Annotated in this window: 16 protein-coding genes; 12 read left to right on the top strand and 4 right to left on the bottom strand. The window is 69.9% G+C overall.

The window, feature by feature from the left end:
- Window positions 1-37: 37 nt before the first annotated feature.
- The 7 genes from BLS25_RS02050 (at window position 38) to BLS25_RS02080 (ending at window position 6827) form a co-directional block, all read left to right on the top strand.
- The gene (locus BLS25_RS02050; RefSeq protein ID WP_074694237.1) at window positions 38-2767 is read left to right on the top strand and encodes an FtsK/SpoIIIE family DNA translocase; all 2730 of its coding nucleotides are present in this window, start codon (window positions 38-40) and stop codon (window positions 2765-2767) included.
- Window positions 2767-3354, top strand: coding sequence for a CDP-diacylglycerol--glycerol-3-phosphate 3-phosphatidyltransferase (gene pgsA / locus BLS25_RS02055; RefSeq protein ID WP_074694238.1), 588 nt, complete (start codon window positions 2767-2769; stop codon window positions 3352-3354). Before BLS25_RS02050 ends, pgsA begins: the two co-directional genes overlap by 1 nt.
- Window positions 3351-3878, top strand: a complete 528-nt coding sequence (locus BLS25_RS02060; RefSeq protein ID WP_056227393.1) for a CinA family protein — start codon at window positions 3351-3353, stop codon at window positions 3876-3878. The genes pgsA and BLS25_RS02060 overlap by 4 nt, the downstream gene beginning before the upstream one ends.
- A gap of 171 nt (window positions 3879-4049) precedes the next feature.
- Entirely contained in the window at window positions 4050-4358 is a 309-nt protein-coding gene (locus BLS25_RS02065; RefSeq protein WP_055835145.1) for a helix-turn-helix domain-containing protein, read from the top strand.
- Window positions 4359-4370: 12 nt separating this feature from the next.
- A complete protein-coding gene (locus BLS25_RS02070) occupies window positions 4371-4595 on the top strand; it encodes a DUF3046 domain-containing protein (protein WP_056227397.1) in 225 nt (74 codons plus the stop codon).
- A gap of 280 nt (window positions 4596-4875) precedes the next feature.
- Window positions 4876-5928 (top strand): recombinase RecA, encoded by a 1053-nt coding sequence (gene recA / locus BLS25_RS02075; protein WP_056227400.1) that lies wholly within the window; start codon window positions 4876-4878, stop codon window positions 5926-5928.
- On the top strand, window positions 5928-6827 hold the full coding sequence (locus BLS25_RS02080) for a regulatory protein RecX (RefSeq protein ID WP_256335509.1): 900 nt from the start codon (window positions 5928-5930) through the stop codon (window positions 6825-6827). Before recA ends, BLS25_RS02080 begins: the two co-directional genes overlap by 1 nt.
- 117 nt (window positions 6828-6944) lie before the next feature.
- Here the strand turns inward: BLS25_RS02080 and BLS25_RS02085 are convergent, their stop codons facing one another.
- On the bottom strand, window positions 6945-9500 hold the full coding sequence (locus BLS25_RS02085; protein ID WP_074694239.1) for a helix-turn-helix transcriptional regulator: 2556 nt from the start codon (window positions 9498-9500) through the stop codon (window positions 6945-6947).
- 198 nt (window positions 9501-9698) lie between these two features.
- Between BLS25_RS02085 and miaB the strand changes: the two genes are divergently transcribed.
- From miaB to dapF, 4 genes are all read left to right on the top strand, one after another.
- Complete coding sequence (gene miaB / locus BLS25_RS02090) at window positions 9699-11246, top strand: tRNA (N6-isopentenyl adenosine(37)-C2)-methylthiotransferase MiaB (RefSeq protein ID WP_074694240.1); 1548 nt, start codon at window positions 9699-9701, stop codon at window positions 11244-11246.
- On the top strand, window positions 11243-12172 hold the full coding sequence (gene miaA, locus BLS25_RS02095; protein ID WP_074694241.1) for a tRNA (adenosine(37)-N6)-dimethylallyltransferase MiaA: 930 nt from the start codon (window positions 11243-11245) through the stop codon (window positions 12170-12172). The genes miaB and miaA overlap by 4 nt, the downstream gene beginning before the upstream one ends.
- Window positions 12169-12618: a GNAT family acetyltransferase gene (locus BLS25_RS02100; protein WP_074694242.1), complete on the top strand. Its 450-nt coding sequence runs from the start codon at window positions 12169-12171 to the stop codon at window positions 12616-12618. Before miaA ends, BLS25_RS02100 begins: the two co-directional genes overlap by 4 nt.
- A gap of 68 nt (window positions 12619-12686) precedes the next feature.
- The gene (dapF, locus tag BLS25_RS02105) at window positions 12687-13541 is read left to right on the top strand and encodes a diaminopimelate epimerase (RefSeq protein WP_074694243.1); all 855 of its coding nucleotides are present in this window, start codon (window positions 12687-12689) and stop codon (window positions 13539-13541) included.
- Between the two features lie 150 nt (window positions 13542-13691).
- On the opposite strand, the gene BLS25_RS02110 is transcribed toward dapF, so the two are convergent.
- Complete coding sequence (locus BLS25_RS02110; RefSeq protein ID WP_074694244.1) at window positions 13692-14336, bottom strand: class I SAM-dependent methyltransferase; 645 nt, start codon at window positions 14334-14336, stop codon at window positions 13692-13694.
- Between the two features lie 86 nt (window positions 14337-14422).
- Here BLS25_RS02110 and hflX point away from each other — a divergent pair, with 86 nt between their 5' ends.
- On the top strand, window positions 14423-15940 hold the full coding sequence (hflX, locus tag BLS25_RS02115) for a GTPase HflX (protein WP_056227420.1): 1518 nt from the start codon (window positions 14423-14425) through the stop codon (window positions 15938-15940).
- Window positions 15941-15999: 59 nt separating this feature from the next.
- Here hflX and BLS25_RS02120 read toward each other — a convergent pair whose 3' ends face one another.
- On the bottom strand, window positions 16000-17898 hold the full coding sequence (locus tag BLS25_RS02120; RefSeq protein WP_074694245.1) for a S9 family peptidase: 1899 nt from the start codon (window positions 17896-17898) through the stop codon (window positions 16000-16002).
- A 122-nt stretch (window positions 17899-18020) separates the two neighbouring features.
- Window positions 18021-18710: a transcriptional repressor LexA gene (gene lexA, locus BLS25_RS02125; RefSeq protein WP_074694246.1), complete on the bottom strand. Its 690-nt coding sequence runs from the start codon at window positions 18708-18710 to the stop codon at window positions 18021-18023.
- Window positions 18711-18886 lie beyond the last annotated feature (176 nt).

The following is an 18886-nucleotide window of genomic DNA, read 5'->3' on the forward strand; positions in this document are numbered from 1 at the left end:
ACGCCCGAATGTCGGAGGTGCGGCCTACCGTGGAGGAATGCCTCGTACCTCGTCACCGTCCGGCGGCCGCGCTCCCGCCAAGGGGTCGTCGCGCGCGAAGGCCGCGGCGCCCGCGTCGAAGCGCGCCGCCCCCGCGCCCAAGCGCTACGTCGACGAGCCCGACAAGCCCGCCGCGGCCGTCCGCGCGTGGATGGCCGTGGCCCACGGTGTGGGCGGTATGTTCCGCGCCTTCGGTCCCGAGAACCTCGAGCGCGACCAGCGCCGCGACGGCTTCCCGTTCTTCCTCGTGGTGCTCGCCGCTCTCGGCGCGGTGGTCGAGTGGTTCTTCATCGGAACGGATGCCGCTGCGCTGATCAGTGCATACAGCTTCGGCGGACTGGTGGGCCGGGTGGCCTTCGTCCTCCCGGTGCTTCTGCTGCTTCTCGCGGGGTGGCTTTTCCGGCATCCGGCCTCCGTGCACGACAACGGGCGTGTGGGCATCGGCTTCGCGCTGTTCATCGTGACGGTGGCGGGTTTCTGTCACGTCGCGGGTGATCGTCCTGCGCCCAACGTCGGCGGTCTGCCGGCGCTCAGTCCCGCCGGCGGTCTCGCCGGCTGGATCATCGGCGAGCCCCTCGCCCTGGTCCTCACGAACATCGGGGCGTACATCGCCCTCTCCGTGCTCGCGGCGCTGAGCATCCTCATCCTCACCAAGACCCCGCCGAACCGCATCGGTCGCCGCCTCGGAGACCTCTACGCGTGGATGTTCGGGGCCGAGCGCGCGGAGCGCGACGACACGGCTGCGACGCAGGTGATGCCCGCCGACGACTCCGACGACGAACCGGCCGAGAAGTCGTTGCCGTGGTGGCGTCGAAACAAGACGGGTCGCGAAGAAGAGACCGACGGGTCGCTCGGATCGAACGACCTCACAGAACTGCTGTCGCCCGGAACGCCTCAGGGTGGCTTCGAGTCCGCCGTCGTCGCGCCCGAGCCCACGACGCGCCCGACCCCGCCGCCGCTGCCTCCCGCACCCGACGCCCTGACCGAGGTGTTCGACGCCACGGCTCTCGCCGGTGCCGCGGCGGGCCGTGGCCTGCACGACGACTCGCCCCTCGAGGACGCCGTCGACGACGACCTTCCCGGGATCTCGGGTCTCGGCGGTGACCACGCCGGGGCGCCTCCCGCGGCGAACTACCGTCTTCCCGCGGTGACCGCCCTCGCCGCCGGAACGCCGTCCAAGGCGCGTTCCGCCGCGAACGACGCCGTGGTCAAGGCCATCGAGAGCGTCATGGAGCAGTTCAAGGTCGACGCGCGCGTGACCGGGTTCTCGCGCGGTCCGACGGTCACGCAGTACGAGATCGAGGTGGGCCCGGGCGTCAAGGTCGAGCGCATCACCGCCCTGACCAACAACATCGCCTACGCCGTCGCCTCGAACGAGGTCCGCATCCTCGCGCCCATCCCGGGCAAGAGCGCGATCGGTGTCGAGATCCCCAACGCCGACCGCGAGATCGTGACCCTCGGCGACATCCTCCGCTCGGACGCCGCGACCACCTCCACGCACCCGATGACCATCGGCGTCGGCAAAGACGTCGGCGGCGGATTCGTCGTGGCCAACCTCGCGAAGATGCCCCACCTTCTCGTGGCCGGTTCCACGGGTTCGGGTAAGTCGAGCTTCGTGAACTCGATGATCACGAGCCTGCTCATGCGAGCCAAGCCGTCCGACGTGCGCATGGTGCTCATCGACCCCAAGCGCGTCGAGCTGACGTCGTACGCCGGGGTGCCGCACCTCATCACTCCCATCATCACAAACCCCAAGAAGGCCGCCGAGGCGCTGCAGTGGGTCGTGAAAGAGATGGACATGCGGTACGACGACCTCGCGTCGTTCGGTTTCCGCCACATCGACGACTTCAACAAGGCGGTCGTGGCAGGCGAGATCAAGCTGCCGGCGGGCAGTGAGCGGGTGCTCAAGCCGTACCCCTACCTCCTGGTGGTCGTCGACGAGCTCGCCGACCTCATGATGGTCGCCCCGCGCGACGTCGAGGACTCGATCGTGCGCATCACGCAGCTCGCCCGCGCGAGCGGCATCCACCTGGTGCTGGCCACGCAGCGCCCCTCGGTCGACGTCGTAACGGGCCTCATCAAGGCCAACGTGCCTTCGCGCCTGGCCTTCGCCGTGACGAGCGTCACCGACTCGCGCGTCATCCTCGATCAGCCCGGCGCCGATCGACTGATCGGGCAGGGCGACGGGCTCTTCCTGCCGATGGGGGCGTCGAAGGCCCTGCGTGTCCAGGGCGCGTGGGTGAGCGAGCAAGAGATCGAGAAGGTCGTCGCGCACGTCACCCAGCAGGCGCGTCCCGAATATCGATCCGACGTGCAGGCCGCCGCCGAGAAGAAAGAGATCGACGCCGACATCGGTGACGACCTCGAGTTGCTCCTCGCCGCCGCCGAGCTCGTCGTGTCGACCCAGTTCGGTTCGACGTCGATGCTGCAGCGCAAGCTTCGCGTCGGTTTCGCCAAGGCCGGTCGACTCATGGACCTTCTGGAGTCCCGAGAGATCGTCGGACCGTCCGAGGGATCGAAGGCGCGCGACGTCATGGTGACCAACGAGCAGCTCCCCGCAGTCCTCGCTCGACTCCGTGGCGACGATGCACCGCCGGCCCCTACGCCCGACGCCGACGACCGCTACGGCGCCGACCCGATCGAGGCGCAGTTCGAGGGGCTCCCGGTCGTGAGCGCCGACGACGACGAGGGCTCCGAAGACGCCTGGCAGCTGACGGGTCGCGACTGATGGCCGTTCACCCGCAGCTGCCCAACGCGATCACCATCGCGCGCATCGTCTGCGCGCCCATCTTCCTCTGGCTTCTCCTCGCGGATGCGGGTGCGGACGGCGGCCTGCGCTGGGCTGCCGCTGTCCTCTTCATCGTGGCGATCGCCACCGACGGCGTCGACGGGTACATCGCCCGCAAGTACGAGATCGTCAGCGATCTGGGAAAGCTGCTGGATCCCATCGCCGACAAGGCCCTGACCGGACTCGCGTTCGTCGGCCTGTCGATCCTCGGTGAGCTTCCGTGGTGGATCACGATCGTCGTCCTCGTGCGCGAGATCGGGATCACCGTCTACCGCTTCCTCGTCGTCAGCGATCACGTGCTGGCCGCCGCCTGGATGGGCAAGCTCAAGACCGTGTTCCAGGCCATCGCCCTGTCGATCGCCCTGATCCCCTTCGCGGCCCTGTCCGACGCCGCGGTCTGGCAGTCCACCGTCTGGTGGGCGGGCGTGATCACGATGACGATCGCCGTCGTCCTCACGATCGCCTCCGGGATCGACTACATCGTGACCGAGGTGCGCGCGGCGCAGAAGACGCGGGGATCCCGATGATCGACGGCATCCCCGACGATCTCGACGAGACGCTCGTCCGGACACCGCGAGAGAGCGCCGCTCTCCTGCTGGAGCGTCTGGGGGAGCTGGGGTGGACGATCGGCGTTGCCGAATCCCTGACCGGCGGGCTGGTGGTGTCGTCTCTCGTCGACGTTCCCGGGGCCTCTCGAGCCGTCCGTGGGGGAGTGGTGGCGTACGCGACCGATCTCAAGCACGGACTGCTCGGCGTCGATCAGACGCTGCTCGATGCGCACGGAGCCGTGCACCCCCGCGTCGCGCGACAGATGGCGCGTGGAGTGCGTGACGTCCTCGGCCGCGACGGGGTCCCGGCCGATGTGGGGATCGCCACCACGGGAGTCGCGGGACCCGACGAACAGGACGGGCAGCCCGTCGGCACCGTGCACATCGCCGTGTCCACTCCGCTCGGAACGCGCGTGGACTCTCTCGTCATCGCCGGTGACCGCGAACGCATCCGCCGTGAGACCGCGCACCTCGCCATCCGACGCGCGCTGGCGGCGCTCTGATGGCACCTTCAGAGGCCGTTGTGAAAACCGGGAACAAATGATCGCACATTCCGGTTTCGAGTATCGATTCCCATCCGGTGCACAGCGCGCGGCATTAGGGTGACCATAGAAGGTGTTTCACAGTCGTCCACAGAGGGCGGCGACGGAATCAGCAGTGAGGAGGGCCCCAAAATGATCCTGGTTCGTCAAGAGATCGGCGAAGTCCTGCGTGACCTCCGCCAGCAGAAGGGGCGAACCCTCCGCCAGGTCGCCAGCCGCGCGAGCGTTGCTCTCGGCTACCTCAGTGAGGTCGAACGTGGGCAGAAAGAAGCGTCGAGCGAAATCCTCGCCTCTGTCGCCGAAGCCCTCGACGTCCCCATCTCGACGATCATGCGCGAGGTCGGCGACCGACTCTCGGTCCTCGAGGGCCTGCAGACCTTCCCCGACGTCGTGCCCGACGAGCTCGTCGCGTCTGTCGAGCCCGAGCTCTCCCTCCGCTGATCGCCGCGGTTCATGCGGCGTAGCGAGTTCGATCGTGCCGTCGATGACGAGTTCGGGCCGCGCGGCGGTTCCCTTCTGACGGACCTCGTGCTGTCTGCCGTGGGCGGACGCACCAGTATCGACGCCCTTGCTGAGGGTGTGGACCCGCGCGACGTGTGGCTGGCGCTGTGCGAAGAAACCGACGTCCCGGCGAACCGTCGTTACGGTGTCGGCCGCCTGGAGCCGCGCCGGTCGTGACCTCCGCGCGCTCGGCTGTCGGCGCGGAGTGTTTCGGTCGTCGCCTCATTCTGATCGGCGTGTCATCGAACCTACGTTCGATTCGGGCGTAGGCTCCTTCACATCAGGGCTTGTTGCTCGTTCATCCCCATTCGGGGGCTCCTCCGGCGTCAATGTCGGAGGCCCTCCCTAACGTGGAAGACGTCGAACGACACTCTGAACGCCTTGTCGGGCACGACCACCGTCGGTGGGAGGCGCGACAGCCTATAGGCGACCGGAACGCGAGAAGAAAGAAGACGTCATGCCCTCACCCGCAGAGCGCGAAAAGGCCCTCGAGTCCGCGCTGGCTCAGATCGATCGGCAGTTCGGAAAGGGCTCGGTCATGCGACTGGGCAGCGACGACCGTGCGCCCATCGAGACCATCCCCACCGGCTCCGTCGCGCTCGACGTGGCCCTCGGCATCGGCGGTCTGCCTCGCGGCCGCATCATCGAGATCTACGGCCCGGAGTCGTCCGGAAAGACGACCCTCACGCTTCACGCCATCGCCAACGCACAGCGCGCCGGTGGCATCGCGGCGTTCATCGACGCTGAGCACGCTCTCGACCCCGAGTACGCGAAGAAGCTCGGCGTCGACATCGACGCGCTCCTCGTGTCCCAGCCCGACACGGGCGAGCAGGCCCTCGAGATCGCCGACATGCTGATCCGCTCCGGCGCGATCGACCTCGTCGTCATCGACTCGGTCGCCGCCCTCGTCCCCGAGGCCGAGATCAAGGGCGAGATGGGCGATTCGCACGTCGGCCTCCAGGCCCGCCTCATGTCGCAGGCTCTGCGAAAGCTGACCGGTGGGTTGAACACCACGAAGACCACCGCGATCTTCATCAACCAGTTGCGCGAGAAGATCGGTGTCTTCTTCGGTTCCCCCGAGACCACGGCCGGCGGAAAGGCGCTCAAGTTCTACGCGTCGGTGCGCCTCGACATCCGTCGCATCGAGACGCTGAAGGACGGCACCGAGGCCGTGGGTAACCGCACGCGTGTCAAGGTCGTCAAGAACAAGATGGCCCCGCCCTTCAAGCAGGCAGAATTCGACATCCTCTACGGCGTCGGCATCTCGCGCGAGGGGAGCCTCATCGACTTCGGTGTCGAGCACGCCATCGTCAAGAAGTCGGGCGCCTGGTACACCTACGAGGGCGAACAGCTCGGACAGGGCAAAGAGAACGCCCGTAACTTCCTGATCAAGAACCCCGACATCGCCGAAGAGATCGAGACCAAGATCAAGACCAAGATGGGCATCGGCGGTGCGCCCGCGGTCGCTCCGGCGGCGGACGACGAGTTGGCCGCGCGTCGCCCGGCCTGATGATCGACGAGACCTGGGACTCTGATCGTCGTCCCTCTGCGGACGCGGGCGACGATCAGGACCGCGGCCACATGGCCGATGATGTCGAACGCTCAGACGAGCCGAAGAACCCGGGCTCTCCCGATGGGGCGTCCACTCGTTCCGGCACGCTCCGCGTTCTCGGAGAGGCCGATCTCGCTCCGGTCATCCCCCTCTTCAGATCCGCGCCCCGTGCGGATCGCGAACACCCTTCCCGTCGCGGTGCCGTCCACGATGCGGCAGCAACGGGTTCGATCAGCGACGACATCGACGAGCGACCGTCGTCGGTGAGTCGTCCACGGCTCTCCGTCGTGGGCGACCCCGACGAGGGCGTCGAGTCGTCCCCCGACCGAGCGGAAGCCCGCGAACGGGCCGAAGCGGTGCTCTTGCGAAAGTTGCGTTCGCGATCCCTGTCGCTCGCGGAGGCCCGCACCGTGATTCGGGGGGTCGACGACGCCGACGATGCGATCGCTGACGAGCTCATCGATCATTTCGTCGATCTCGGGTATCTCGATGATGCGGCATTCGCCGAGCAACTCGCCATGTCCGCGGTCGAGCGCAAGGGCGAGGGGCGGCGGGCCGTCGCAGAGACGCTGCGTAAGCGAGGGATTCCCCGCGACATCGCCGAAGCGGCTCTCGCCGAGCTGCCCGACGATGACGCGGAACGAGCACTCGATTTCGCCCGTTCGAAGGTTCGCGGCGTCGACGGCGCAGAGTACGACGCCGCTCTGCGCAGACTCGCCGGCCAGCTGGCGCGTCGCGGGTACCCGTCGTCGGTGGCTCTCACGGCTGCGCGAACGGCGCTGGAAGAAGCGGGGATCGGGCGGAGTCGCTCGTTTCCTCGTCCCTCCTCGGGTGTGAGGTTCACGCCGGATCGATGAACATCGGCCCGCCGTGCCGTTGGCACGAGAGTGGTCGCGCGCCCCGTCCTTGACCGGCCACACCCCCGTTTCCGGTGGGGTTCAGTCCTCGCCCCGGTGCCGTTGTTCGCCGAGTGCTCAGGCTCCGCGCGACGCCAGCGCGACGACGCGGCCGAGCTCCCGCCGGGTCGGCGCGCCGACTTTCATCCGAGCCTGGTAGACGTGCGACTCCACGGTGCGGATGGAAAGGAAGAGACGCGCGGCGATCTCACGGTTGGTCAGGCCCTCGTCCGCGAGCAGGGCGATCTCGCGTTCGCGGACGGTGAGCTCGTCGATCGCATCGCTCGACGTCGACCGGATGGTCGAGGGGACGGCGCTCGTGGTTTCCCGGGGAGCCGACGATTTCGTCGGCGTCCACAGCGCGTGCAGGCGCAGCTCATCAACGGGCAGCCCCTCTTCGTCGCTGGTTCTCGCCGCTGCTCGCCGCACCGCCGACACCGCCAGAGGAAGATCGGTCGTGGCGGCGAGCTGGACAAGCTCGTCGACCTCGTTCTCGTCTGCCTCGCCCAGAGCGACGAGCCGGAAGAGATCGCGAATGCGGAGGGCAGCGGCGTTGCGGCCACGCGAGAGCTCGGCGGTCGCTCGTGCGGCCCGTCGCGCCTCGTCGGTACGGCCCTCGGCGGTCAGGACCGTGGTCTCGACGTACAGGCGACTGCGGACGAGCAGGGGCTCGTTCTCGGTGCGAAGCCGGCTGAGGATCGCGCGTGCCTCGTCGGTCCGACCCGCGGTCGCCAGTTCATCGGCGACGCCCAGCTCGATCATGGTGGCATCCAGGCGTGACACCGCCGAGGGTTCCCGTGACAGAGCGGAGGCGAACTCTCTCTTCGACTCCGCCGGGCACCCTGCGCCGGCGAAAGCGATGGCGGTGGCCGCCCCTGCGATCGTGAGATCGGCTGCTCCTCCTTCGCGTGCGGTGGTGCTCACCTCGCGGTCCAGGCGCGCTCGGACGGTCGATCCGTCCGCCCCCGCGATCTGATGCGCGGCGAGCATGGACATGAGAGCGATGAGCCGATCGCGAACGGTGACTCCGGCCGGCCGCTGCCGCGCGTCGAGCAGACGTTCGACCCGGCGGAAGAACTTCTGGGCCTCGACCCATCGCCCGCGGAAAGTCTCCGCCGAGCCGGCGGCGACCAATGCCCGCAAATGTGCCGCGGGCGACGCGTCCGGCTCATCGGCGGCGGAGGTCGCGATGTCCGCGGCGCGTGCCCAATCCATGTTCGCGGTTGCGCGGTTCGCGTCGGCGAGAGCAGCTTCGATACGGGAGTCGGCGTCGTCGCCTTTGTCGAGCGGGCCGTCGGCGGAGCCCTCGATCGAGCGCGCCGCGCGCGATCGAGCGAGCCGTCGGAGCGCATCCGCGGATCCGATCTCGCCACGATCATCCGCTGACAGGAGGGGCGCAGGTGTCGCGAGCTTGGCCTCGAGTCGGAGGGCCGGATCGTCCTGCGCGCGCAACCCGCGCGCGGCGTGGGCGGCGGCGTGGGCGCTGTCACCCCGGTCGTTTGCTTCTCGCGCGGCATTCAGTGCGACTCGAGTCCGCAGAGCGGGGGAGTAGGTCAGCTCTCCCGATGCCTCGATTCCCAGCCGGTGCCACCGTTCCGACAGGGTGACGGCGATGGTCGAACTCCACCACTCATCGGCTTCGGCCAGCATTCGGGCGCCCGCCGTGTCGATGAGCGATTCGACGTGCGCATCGCCGAGCTGACGATGGGCCTCCTGGGCGACCAGATCGTTGACGGTGAGGCGACGATCGACCGATGCGTCGGCGTGTAGAAGGCCGCCGGCGATGAGGGCGGCGACGCTCTCGGCGTCGAACAGTCGTGTCGCGACGGCGAACTCGAGGTGAGGCAGGCGACGGATGCCTGCGAGGCATTCGAGATCGACGCGAGGAAAGTCGGCGACGTGCCGCGCGAGCGTGATCGCCAGCCTGCTGTCCCGGGCGATGACGCGCAGGGCCGTGAGGGGATCGCGTCCCGCGCGAGCAGCGCTCGTCGACTCGATGATCAGCTGTCGGAGCAGTGTCCGCGACCCGTCCGCTCGCCAGACGATCCCCGCGCGGGTCGCGCTGTCGAGCAGCTCGGCACCCGGGAAGAGCTCGATCATGGCGAGGGCGTCGTCGTCGCTCAGCTCGGAGAGGTCGATTCGGCGCGCGAGACCGTCGAGCCAGAGGTCGAGGACGGTGCGACGGACGACGGCGGAGTCATCGGGTCTGTCGATCGAGCGCGGCCGGGCCGTGCGCAGGCCGATGACCGCGGTGACGCGACGAGCGGCGATCCCTCGGGCGAGTGCCCGAGTCGACTGGACATCGAGGGAATCGACGTCGTCGACCACGACCACGCCCTCGACGGTGGCCGTCGTGGGCTCGTCACGGAAGGATCGGAGCTCTGGGCATCCCGAGGCATCGAACGCCCCGAAGTCGACGGCGGACAGCGCGCACGACGTCCGCAACTCGACGGCCAGCTGCCCGTGTCGCTCCAGCTCGGCGGCGATCGTCCGCAGCAGATAACTCCGCCCGCTCCCGCGCGGCCCCGCGATGACGAGGGACGCACCCCCTCGGGCTCGTTCCGCCAGTATCTCGGCATCCCGGTCCGCTCCGACGAGTCCTCTCGACCACTTCGTCGAACGGTCTTCCCCCATGCTCTTCTCCCCCCGGAGACCGGCCGAAGACCTCGCGGACGGTGACGTGTCCCCCAAAATACCGACATGGGGCGCACTCGATCAGCCGATTTGCGCACCCTTTGACCCACAATGCGTCAAAAGGTGCGCGCCATGCGGACCGAGCATTTCAGCGCCCCGTCGGTCGACGCAAGGGCGGCGTTTAGACTTGCTCGCATCATGACCACCCCCGTTTCGACCCCGACCCTGATCGCGCCGTCCGCCGCCGCGCAGGGCGCCGCAGGGCCTCGCACCTACGAAGTGCGCACCTTCGGGTGCCAGATGAACGTGCACGATTCCGAGCGCCTGTCGGGCTCGCTCGAGAGCGCCGGGTACGTCCGGGCCGATGCCGGCACCGAAGCCGATGTCGTCGTGATCAACACGTGCGCCGTGCGCGACAACGCCGCCGGCAAGCTCTACGGAACGCTCGGCCACCTCAAGTCGCGCAAGGACGCGCGCGCGGGCATGCAAATCGCCGTCGGCGGCTGCCTGGCGCAGATGGACAAGGACGCCGTCCAGCAGAAGGCCCCCTGGGTCGACGTGGTGTTCGGCACGCACAACATGGGCTCGCTTCCCGGCATGCTCGAGCGCGCGCGCCACAACGGCGAGGCCGAACTGGAGATCCTCGAGTCGCTCGAGATCTTCCCCTCCACCCTCCCGACCAAGCGCGACTCCGTCCACAGCGGCTGGGTCTCGATCTCGGTCGGCTGCAACAACACGTGCACGTTCTGCATCGTGCCGAGCCTGCGCGGCAAAGAGAAGGACCGCCGCCCCGGCGACATCCTGAACGAGATCCGCCTGCTCGTCGACGACGGGGCGATCGAGGTCACCCTTCTCGGTCAGAACGTCAACTCGTACGGCGTCGAGTTCGGTGACCGCCTCGCCTTCGGCAAACTGCTACGCGCCGCGGGCGAGATCCAGGGGCTCGAGCGCATCCGCTTCACGAGCCCCCACCCCGCCGCCTTCACCGATGACGTGATCGCCGCGATGGCCGAGACCCCGGCCGTCATGCCCCAGTTGCACATGCCGCTGCAGTCGGGCTCCGACCGCATCCTCAAGGCGATGCGCCGCTCGTACCGCAGCGAGAAGTTCCTCGGCATCCTGGATCGGGTGCGCGAGCGCATCCCGAACGCCGCGATCACCACCGACATCATCGTCGGCTTCCCCGGTGAGACCGAGGAGGACTTCCAAGAGACGCTGCGCGTCGTCGAGGCCTCGCGTTTCTCGAGCGCTTTCACGTTCCAGTACTCGATCCGCGAGGGGACTCCCGCGGCGACGATGGCCGACCAGGTGCCCAAGGCCGTCGTGCAGGAGCGCTACGAGCGACTGACCGCTCTGCAGGATCGGATCGCGGCGGAAGAGAACCAGAAGCAGCTCGGTCGCACACTCGAGGTGCTCGTCTCCGCGGGCGAGGGCAAAAAGGACGCCGAGACGCACCGCCTCACCGGTCGCGCCGAAGACAACCGCCTCGTGCACTTCGAACTGCCGAAGGATTCGGCTGTCCCGCGCCCGGGCGACGTGGTCTCGGTCAGCGTGACCCACGCGGCTCCCTTCCACCTGCTCGCCGACGCACCCGACGGGGCTCCGCTGCGCATCCGCCGAACCCGCGCGGGCGACGCGTGGGACCGTTCGCAGGCGGAGTCGTGCGGCGTGCCCGCTCCGGCGGGCGAGTCCGGTGCTCCGCGCGCGGTCTCTCTCGGCCTGCCCACGCTGCGCGTCGGCGTGTGACCGGCCCGGCCCTCTGGGCCGTCGTCGGCGCCACCGGCACCGGCAAGACGGGTCTGTCGCTCGACCTCGCCGAAGCCTTGTCCGCACGGGGCCGACCCGCCGAGATCGTCAACGCCGATGCCATGCAGCTGTACCGCGGCATGGACATCGGGACGGCCAAGCTTCCCGAGGGTGAGCGGCGCGGCATCCCGCACCATCTCTTCGACGCGCTCGCGGTGACCGACGAGGCCGCGGTGGCCTGGTATCAGGATGCCGCGCGCGCGGCGATCCGCGGGATCAACGGTCGCGGCGCCGACGCGATCCTCGTCGGCGGGTCGGGGCTGTACGTTTCGAGCGTGCTGTGGGACTTCCGCTTCCCGCCGCGCGACGAGGCTCTGCGCGCCGCGCTCGAACGCGAGCTCGACGAGCGCGGACCGGGTGCGCTCTACGCGCGCCTGCGGGAAGAGGATCCGGATGCCGCTGAGCGCATCGATCCGCGCAACGGGCGTCGCGTCGTGCGCGCGCTCGAGGTCTTGGCGCAGGGCGGTGAGACGCACGGCGGTGCTCTTCCCGAGGCGCCGGAGCTCTGGCATCCGCGGACTCGGATCATCGCCACCGCGATCGAGCGAGCCGAGCTCGTCGCTCTCCTCGACGCCCGCGTGGAGGGGATGTGGGCAGCCGGTCTCGTCGCCGAGGTCGAGGCCCTGATCCCGGCCGGGCTCGAGCGCGGCGTCACCGCCGGTCGCGCGATCGGGTACGCGCAGGCGTTGAAGCAGGTCCGCGGCGAGGTCACCCGCGACGAGGCGATCGCCGAGACCCAGGCCCTCACGCGCCGCTACGCGCGCCGCCAGGTGTCGTGGTTCCGGCGCTACGCCGGGGCCGAGTGGGTCGACGCACGGACGGTGGATGCCGGCATGCTGGCATCCCGATCGGAGGAACGCCCATGACGGTCGACATCCGCGCCTTCGCGCTCGACGATGAGGACGCCGTGGTCGCCCTCTGGGAGGAGGCGGGCCTCACGCGCCCGTGGAACGACCCGCGCGCCGATATCCGGCGCAAGCTCACCGTGCAGCCGGAGCTGTTCCGCGTCGCAGTCGAGGGGGAGCGGGTGGTCGGCAGCGACATGGCGGGCTACGACGGCCACCGCGGCTGGTTGTACTACCTCGCGACCGCCGCCTCGCACCGCGGGCAGGGGATCGGGCGTCGCCTCGTGGCGGAGGCCGAACGACTGCTCGGGGCGATGGGCTGCCCCAAGGTGCAGCTCATGGTGCGTCCCGACAACACCGGCGCGCGGGGCTTCTACGACGAGCTCGGGTACGAGCCCTTCGACACCTGGGCGACCGGCCGCCGGCTCATCGTCGACGGGCCCGGAGGCCCTTCGTCCTCGGCGTGAGCGGGGTCGTCAGTCGCGGATGGACTCGCACCGCGAGTCTCGCTGCCACCCGACCGTAGACTCGACGCATGGCGACTCTCCCGTTCACCAAGGGCCACGGAACCGGCAACGACTTCGTGGTGATCGCCGACCCCGACGGCGAGCTCGACCTCTCCGACGCACAGATCTCCGCCCTGTGCGACCGCCACTTCGGCATCGGCGCCGACGGACTGCTGCGCGTGGTGCGCTCGCGCGCCATCGACGAGGGGGCGGATGCCGCGGCATCCGGGGCCGAGTGGTTCATGGACTACCGCAACGCCGACGGTTCGAAGGCCGAGATGTGCGGCAACGGAACGCGGGTCTTCGCGCGCTACCTGAGCGACACCGGGCTCGCCTCGCTCGAGGGAGGTTTGCGCATCGGCACGCGCGCGGGCATCAAGACGCTGACACGCAGCGATCGCGGCTACGAGGTCGATCTGGGCGAATTCGCGATCGAGCCCGGCGAGACGCTCGTGCGCGCGAAGGGCCTGCCGGTCGCCCGTCCCGGCGTCGGCGTCGACGTGGGCAACCCGCACGTCGTGGTCGCGCTGTCGTCCGACGCCGAGCTCGAGGGCCTCGATCTCGCCTATCAGCCGGTGCTCGACCCGGCGCCGCGTCACGGCGCGAACGTCGAGTTCGTCGTCCCCGCCGACCCGCTCGTGCGCGACGGCGTCGGAGCGATCCGCCTGCGCGTGTTCGAACGCGGCGTGGGCGAGACACTGAGTTGCGGGACCGGAGTGGCGGCAGCGGCCCTGGCCGTTCGCCATTGGGCGGGCGCCGCCGCCCCCGACTCCTGGGTCGTCGACACTCCGGGCGGCACGCTGGGCGTGCGCGTCACCGATGGCCGGGTCCACCTTTCGGGCCCTGCCTCGCTGGTGTTCACCGGCGAGGTCGCACTCGCCTGACGAGGGCGCAGAGCGGGGACGGACCGTCGGTTGCCGCCGGCGGACCGGGGTAGGCCCTCTTCAGCGGACCGCGATCAGCACCCACACGAGCGCGCGATCTCGCGTCGGGCGGGCGATGCCGGCATCCGGAGTCCCCGTGCCGGGCGCGTCTCAGGAGACGATGTCGATCAGCTCGCTCGGCGGCGAGCCGTGCTTGCGCACCCGCAGCACGCGGAATCCCCGACCGGTGGCGGCACGCTGCACGCTGTACCCCTCGGGGAACGTGGCGGCGAGCCAGCGCTGCAGGGAGTCCGAACCGAGGTTGCGCTGGACGACGAACCACCCGTCACTGCGTTCCGACAGGCGGGGGATCCAGTGCTGCAGCATGCCGTGCAGCTCGGACTTGCCGACGCGGATGGGCGGGTTCGAGCGGATGGTGCGGAAGGTGACGTCCTCGGGAACATCCTCCGGACGCACGGCGTTGATGTTGGTGAGGCCGAGGGACTCCGCGTTCCGCCTCACGAGATCGAGAGCACGCTCGTTGACGTCGACCGCCCACACGGTCGCGTGCGGTGACGCGAGCGCCAGCGACAGCGAGATCGGACCCCACCCGCACCCCAGGTCGAGGAAGTTCCCACCGGCGGGAGGGGGCGGGGTGTTCGCGAGCAGCACCGAGGTGCCGGCATCCACGTGGTCGGGACTGAAGACGCCGCCGGCCGTGACCACCTCGAGCTCGCGACCGGCCAGCGTCACGCGAAGGTGGCGGAGCTGCTCGGGACTCGACGGCGACGCGCTGAAGTAGTGCTCGCTGCCCATCACGTCAGGATATCGGACCGGCCCCCTGGGTGCTGGGCCGGATACAGTGCCAGAACACGCGGAAACTGCCGCGACGAAAGGAACACATGACCGAACAGACCACACCCCCGAGCACGGACGCGTCTCCGGTGGATCCGGTGGACCGCGTGCTCTCGCGCGCCGAAGCGCACCGCGGGGTCCGGGTCTTCGGTGCGGCACAGGCTCTGCAGGACGCCACGACCGCGTACGGCGGCGACGCCGACGGCGATCAGTGGGACCGCGAAGAACGCGCGGCGCTGCGCCGCGTCGCGGGCCTGTCCACCGAGCTCGAGGACGTCACCGAGGTCGAGTACCGACAGTTGCGCCTCGAGAACGTCGTCCTCGTCGGCGTGCACCCGCAGGGGGAGCAGGCGGATGCCGAGAACTCGCTGCGCGAGCTGTCGGCTCTTGCCGAGACGGCCGGTGCCGTCGTGCTCGACGGCGTGCTGCAGCGGCGCCCGCACCCCGACCCCGCGACCTACGTCGGTCGCGGCAAGGCCGCCGAGCTGCGCGACATCGTCGCCGCCGTCGGCGCCGACACGGTGATCGCCGACACGGAACTCGCTCCCAGCCAGCGCCGTGCGCTGGAGGACGTCGTCAAGGTCAAGGTGATCGACCGAACCACGGTGATCCTCGACATCTTCAGCCAGCACGCCAAGAGCCGCGAGGGCAAGGCGCAGGTCGAACTCGCGCAGCTCGAATACCTCCTCCCGCGTCTGCGCGGGTGGGGTGACTCGATGTCGCGTCAGGCCGGTGGCCAGGTCGGTGCCGGCGGTGCCGGTATGGGCTCGCGCGGTCCCGGTGAGACGAAGATCGAGCTCGACCGTCGTCGCATCCGCACCAAGATGGCGCTGTTGCGCAAGCAGCTGCGCGACTTCGCCCCCGCCCGTGAGGCGAAGCGGGCCGAGCGCAAACGTCACACGATCCCGTCGGTGGCCATCGCCGGGTACACGAACGCCGGCAAGTCGAGCCTGTTGAACCGCCTCACCAGCGCCGGGGTGCTCGTCGAGAACGCGCTCTTCGCGACCCTGGATGCCACGGTCCGCCGCTCCGAGACCAGTGACGGCCGCGTCTACACGCTGACCGACACCGTCGGCTTCGTTCGGAACCTTCCGCACCAGCTGGTCGAGGCGTTCCGGTCGACGCTCGAGGAGGTCGGCGACGCCGACGTCATCCTGCACGTCGTCGACGCCTCGCACCCCGATCCGGCCGCGCAGCTCATGACGGTGCGCGACGTGATGGGCGACGTCGATGCGAACTTCGGTCAGGAGATCGTCGTCTTCAACAAGGCCGACCTCGTCGGCGAAGACGACCGCCTCGTCCTGCGGGGTCTCGCCCCCAACGCGAAGTTCGTGTCGTCCCGTACGGGCGAGGGCATCGACGAGCTGCGTGCAGCGATCGAGGACGCACTGCCCCTGCCGGCCGTCGAGGTGCAGGCCGTCGTCCCGTACGACCGCGGCGACCTCGTGTCGGCCGTGCACGAGAGCGGGCTCATCGTCGCGCAGGAGCACCGCGAGAGCGGGACGTTCCTGCACGCGCACGTGGGCGCTCGTCTCGCGGCCGAGCTCGCACCGTTCGGAGCCTGAAACCCTCGTGAGGGCCCCGTCGACCTGCCGGTCGGTGGGGCCCTCACGAGGTTCGGCGGTCAGCCCTTCTCGCCCTCGAGCGCGAGCGGAGGGATGCCGGGGGTGTCGAATCCGAAGACCGCGCCGAGGAAGCCGAGTTCGCGTTGGAGGGAGTCGATCACCGTCTCGGACCGTCGAAACCCGTGGCCCTCGCCCTCGTAGAGCACGTAGGCGTGGGGCACGCCGTGCGCGGCCAGGGCGTCGCGGATGGCCTCAGCCTGCGACGGCGGGACCACGCGGTCCTCGGAGCCCTGGAGGATGAGCAGGGGCACGCGGAAGAGATCGGGGCGGCCCAGGGGCGAGCGCTCGATGTAGACCGGCTCGGCCTCAGGGAGTGGTCCGATGAGTCCGTCGAGGTAGCGGGCCTCGAAGTCATGGGTGTCCTCGGCGAGGGCGCGGGCGTCTCCGACGCCGTAGCGCGAGATGCCCGCCGAGAACACGTCGGTACGCGTCACCGCGGCCAGGACGGTCCAGCCGCCCGCCGAGCCCCCCGCGATGGCGAGGCGCTCGGGATCGGCCAGGCCCGCCTCCGCCAGGGCGGATGCCGCGGCCGCGACGTCGTCGACGTCGACGACACCCCACTGCCCCTTCAGTCGATCGCGGTAGGCGCGGCCGTATCCCGTGGACCCGCCGTAGTTGACGTCGAGCACGCCGATGCCTCGACTGGTGAAGAAGGCGGTCTTCGCGGAGGGGGCGGGACCCACGTGCGAGGTCGGTCCGCCGTGCACGAGGACCACGTAGGGCGGGCGCTCGCCCGCGACCGGGGTGACGTCGGGGTTGGTGGGGGCGTACGCGAAGGCGTGCACCGGCCCGTGCGGGCCGTCGGTGGACAGGGCGCGGGCTGCCGGCATCCATTCGTCTCCCCACGAGCCGGCGCCGCCCGTGACGAGCTCGACCGCGCCGGATTCGAGGTCGACGAGCCACAGGCCCGCGCGTCCGCCCGCATCGGACCCCGAGACGAGGGCGCGTGTGCCGCGGACGTCGTCGATCGCGGCTCCCGCGACGACGGGGACGTCGACCGGGCGCACGCCGCTCGGGGCGATCTCGACGACCTCGTCGGAGCCGTTCGTGCGGACCGCGATGACGCGACCGTCGGCGGCGGCCCCGAACCACCGCGTGCCGAGGACCCAGAGACCTCCGCCGGTGTCGGCGTCGCCGGGGGCGAGGGGTTGGGCGTCTCCATCGAGAGGCCGGTGGAAGAGGTTCCAGCGACCGTCGGGGTCGTCGGCGTAGAGCAGCTCGTCGTCGGCGATCCAGACGGGTTGCAGGGGCGCACGGCGCTCGCCGCCAGCGATGTCGCGAACGGAGCCCGTCTCGAGGTCGGCCACGCGGAGGCTCGTGGCGTCCCAGGGCATGTCGGGGTGGTTCCACGCGACCCACGCCAGGCGGCGGCCGTCGGAGGAGAGGGCGGGCTGCGCCAGGAAGTCGCTTCCCTCGGCGAGCACCTCGACCGGCCCCTCGAGGGGGATGCGCACGATCGCGCGGTCGGGGACGCGGGAGGAGCCGTGGGTCTCGCGGATGGCGAGGAGGACGCCGTGCTCCCACCTCAGGCCGCCGTGACGGACGGCGTCGTCGGCGGGAGTGAGGGGGCGCGCGGTCTCGCCCGGGCGGAGCGCGTACACGCGCTGGTCGCTCTTCTCGACGTAGTACAGCTCGCCGTCGTCGGACGCCGTCCAGGCGCCTCCGCCGTACTCGTGCACGGCGGATCGGGCGTTGGCGGGGGCCGGGAGCACCGTCTCGACCGAGCCGTCCGTGCGGCGACGCTTCACCGCGACGCGACCCGCCTCGTGCGGGACGGATTCGCCCCACCAGATCTCGTCGCCCACGAGTCGGGCCCCGTCGACGCGCGGCGATGACTGCGCGACGGACTCGGGCGTGATCGGGGAGGGCCAGGAACCGTAAGGGAGGGTGTCAGCCATGACTCCACCCTAGGCAGGGCCTCCGACATCCGCCCGGGTGCACGGTCGTCGCGGCTTTCGCGACGGAACGGAAGAAGCCGGATGCCACCCCTCGGTGGACATCCGGCCTCGAGCCGTGCGCGTCAGACGGTGCGCAGCACCGCGACGACGCGACCGAGGACGGAGGCCTCGTCGCCGAGAATCGGCTCGAACGCGCTGTTGCGGGGGAGCAGCCAGATGTGACCGTCACGGCGTCGGAACGTCTTCACCGTCGCCTCGCCGTCGAGCATCGCGGCGACGATCTCGCCGTTCTCAGCGGTCGCCTGAGAACGGATGACGACCCAGTCACCGTCGCAGATCGCCGCGTCGATCATCGACTCGCCCGACACTTTGAGCATGAACAGGTCGCCCTTGCCCACGAGCTGACGGGGGAGGGGGAAGATCTCCTCCACCTGCTGATCGGCGGTGATCGGCACCCCGGCGGCGATGCGACCCACCAGTGGCACCAGGGCGGCGTCGCCCAGGGCGGGGGCGGCGTCGGCGGGATTCTCGGCGGCGGCGCCGGGCAGGTCGATGAGGACCTCCATCGCACGCGTCTTACCCGGGTCGCGACGCAGGTAGCCGCTGAGCTCCAGCTGGTTCAGCTGATGCGTGACGCTCGAGAGCGACTTGAGCCCGACCGCGTCGCCGATCTCGCGCATGCTCGGCGGGTAGCCGTGCCGCGCGATCGAACGCTGGATCACTTCGAGGATCGCCAGCTGCTTGTCGCTGAGGTTCTTCCGCCGCCGGGTCTGCGGCCGCTCGCGCCCGGCGGCGGTCGTCGCGTCGGTCATCTGTGCTCCCCTCGCGCCGCGGAAATCACGGCGGAAATTCGAATGTCGGAGGTTGGTGATGAGGTCTCCGTGTCGAAACCGTATCCGGTCGACGACCCGAATGACACGGAGCCTCGCGCGTGTCGCGTTCGATTCGTCTCCGATACACGAGGTGTTGACACTCGAACAGGTTCGAA

The sequence above is a fragment of the Microbacterium testaceum StLB037 genome, from assembly GCF_900104345.1.
Lineage (GTDB): Bacteria > Actinomycetota > Actinomycetes > Actinomycetales > Microbacteriaceae > Microbacterium > Microbacterium testaceum_A.

Bases quoted from the DNA above. Each gene is read 5' to 3' on its own strand.
- BLS25_RS02050 (WP_074694237.1), top strand. From the start codon at position 38: ATGCCTCGTACCTCGTCACCGTCCGGCGGCCGCGCTCCCGCCAAGGGG.
- pgsA (WP_074694238.1), top strand. From the start codon at position 2,767: ATGGCCGTTCACCCGCAGCTGCCCAACGCGATCACCATCGCGCGCATC.
- BLS25_RS02060 (WP_056227393.1), top strand. From the start codon at position 3,351: ATGATCGACGGCATCCCCGACGATCTCGACGAGACGCTCGTCCGGACA.
- BLS25_RS02065 (WP_055835145.1), top strand. From the start codon at position 4,050: ATGATCCTGGTTCGTCAAGAGATCGGCGAAGTCCTGCGTGACCTCCGC.
- BLS25_RS02070 (WP_056227397.1), top strand. From the start codon at position 4,371: ATGCGGCGTAGCGAGTTCGATCGTGCCGTCGATGACGAGTTCGGGCCG.
- recA (WP_056227400.1), top strand. From the start codon at position 4,876: ATGCCCTCACCCGCAGAGCGCGAAAAGGCCCTCGAGTCCGCGCTGGCT.
- BLS25_RS02080 (WP_256335509.1), top strand. From the start codon at position 5,928: ATGATCGACGAGACCTGGGACTCTGATCGTCGTCCCTCTGCGGACGCG.
- BLS25_RS02085 (WP_074694239.1), bottom strand. From the start codon at position 9,500: ATGGGGGAAGACCGTTCGACGAAGTGGTCGAGAGGACTCGTCGGAGCG.
- miaB (WP_074694240.1), top strand. From the start codon at position 9,699: ATGACCACCCCCGTTTCGACCCCGACCCTGATCGCGCCGTCCGCCGCC.
- BLS25_RS02100 (WP_074694242.1), top strand. From the start codon at position 12,169: ATGACGGTCGACATCCGCGCCTTCGCGCTCGACGATGAGGACGCCGTG.
- dapF (WP_074694243.1), top strand. From the start codon at position 12,687: ATGGCGACTCTCCCGTTCACCAAGGGCCACGGAACCGGCAACGACTTC.
- BLS25_RS02110 (WP_074694244.1), bottom strand. From the start codon at position 14,336: ATGGGCAGCGAGCACTACTTCAGCGCGTCGCCGTCGAGTCCCGAGCAG.
- hflX (WP_056227420.1), top strand. From the start codon at position 14,423: ATGACCGAACAGACCACACCCCCGAGCACGGACGCGTCTCCGGTGGAT.
- BLS25_RS02120 (WP_074694245.1), bottom strand. From the start codon at position 17,898: ATGGCTGACACCCTCCCTTACGGTTCCTGGCCCTCCCCGATCACGCCC.
- lexA (WP_074694246.1), bottom strand. From the start codon at position 18,710: ATGACCGACGCGACGACCGCCGCCGGGCGCGAGCGGCCGCAGACCCGG.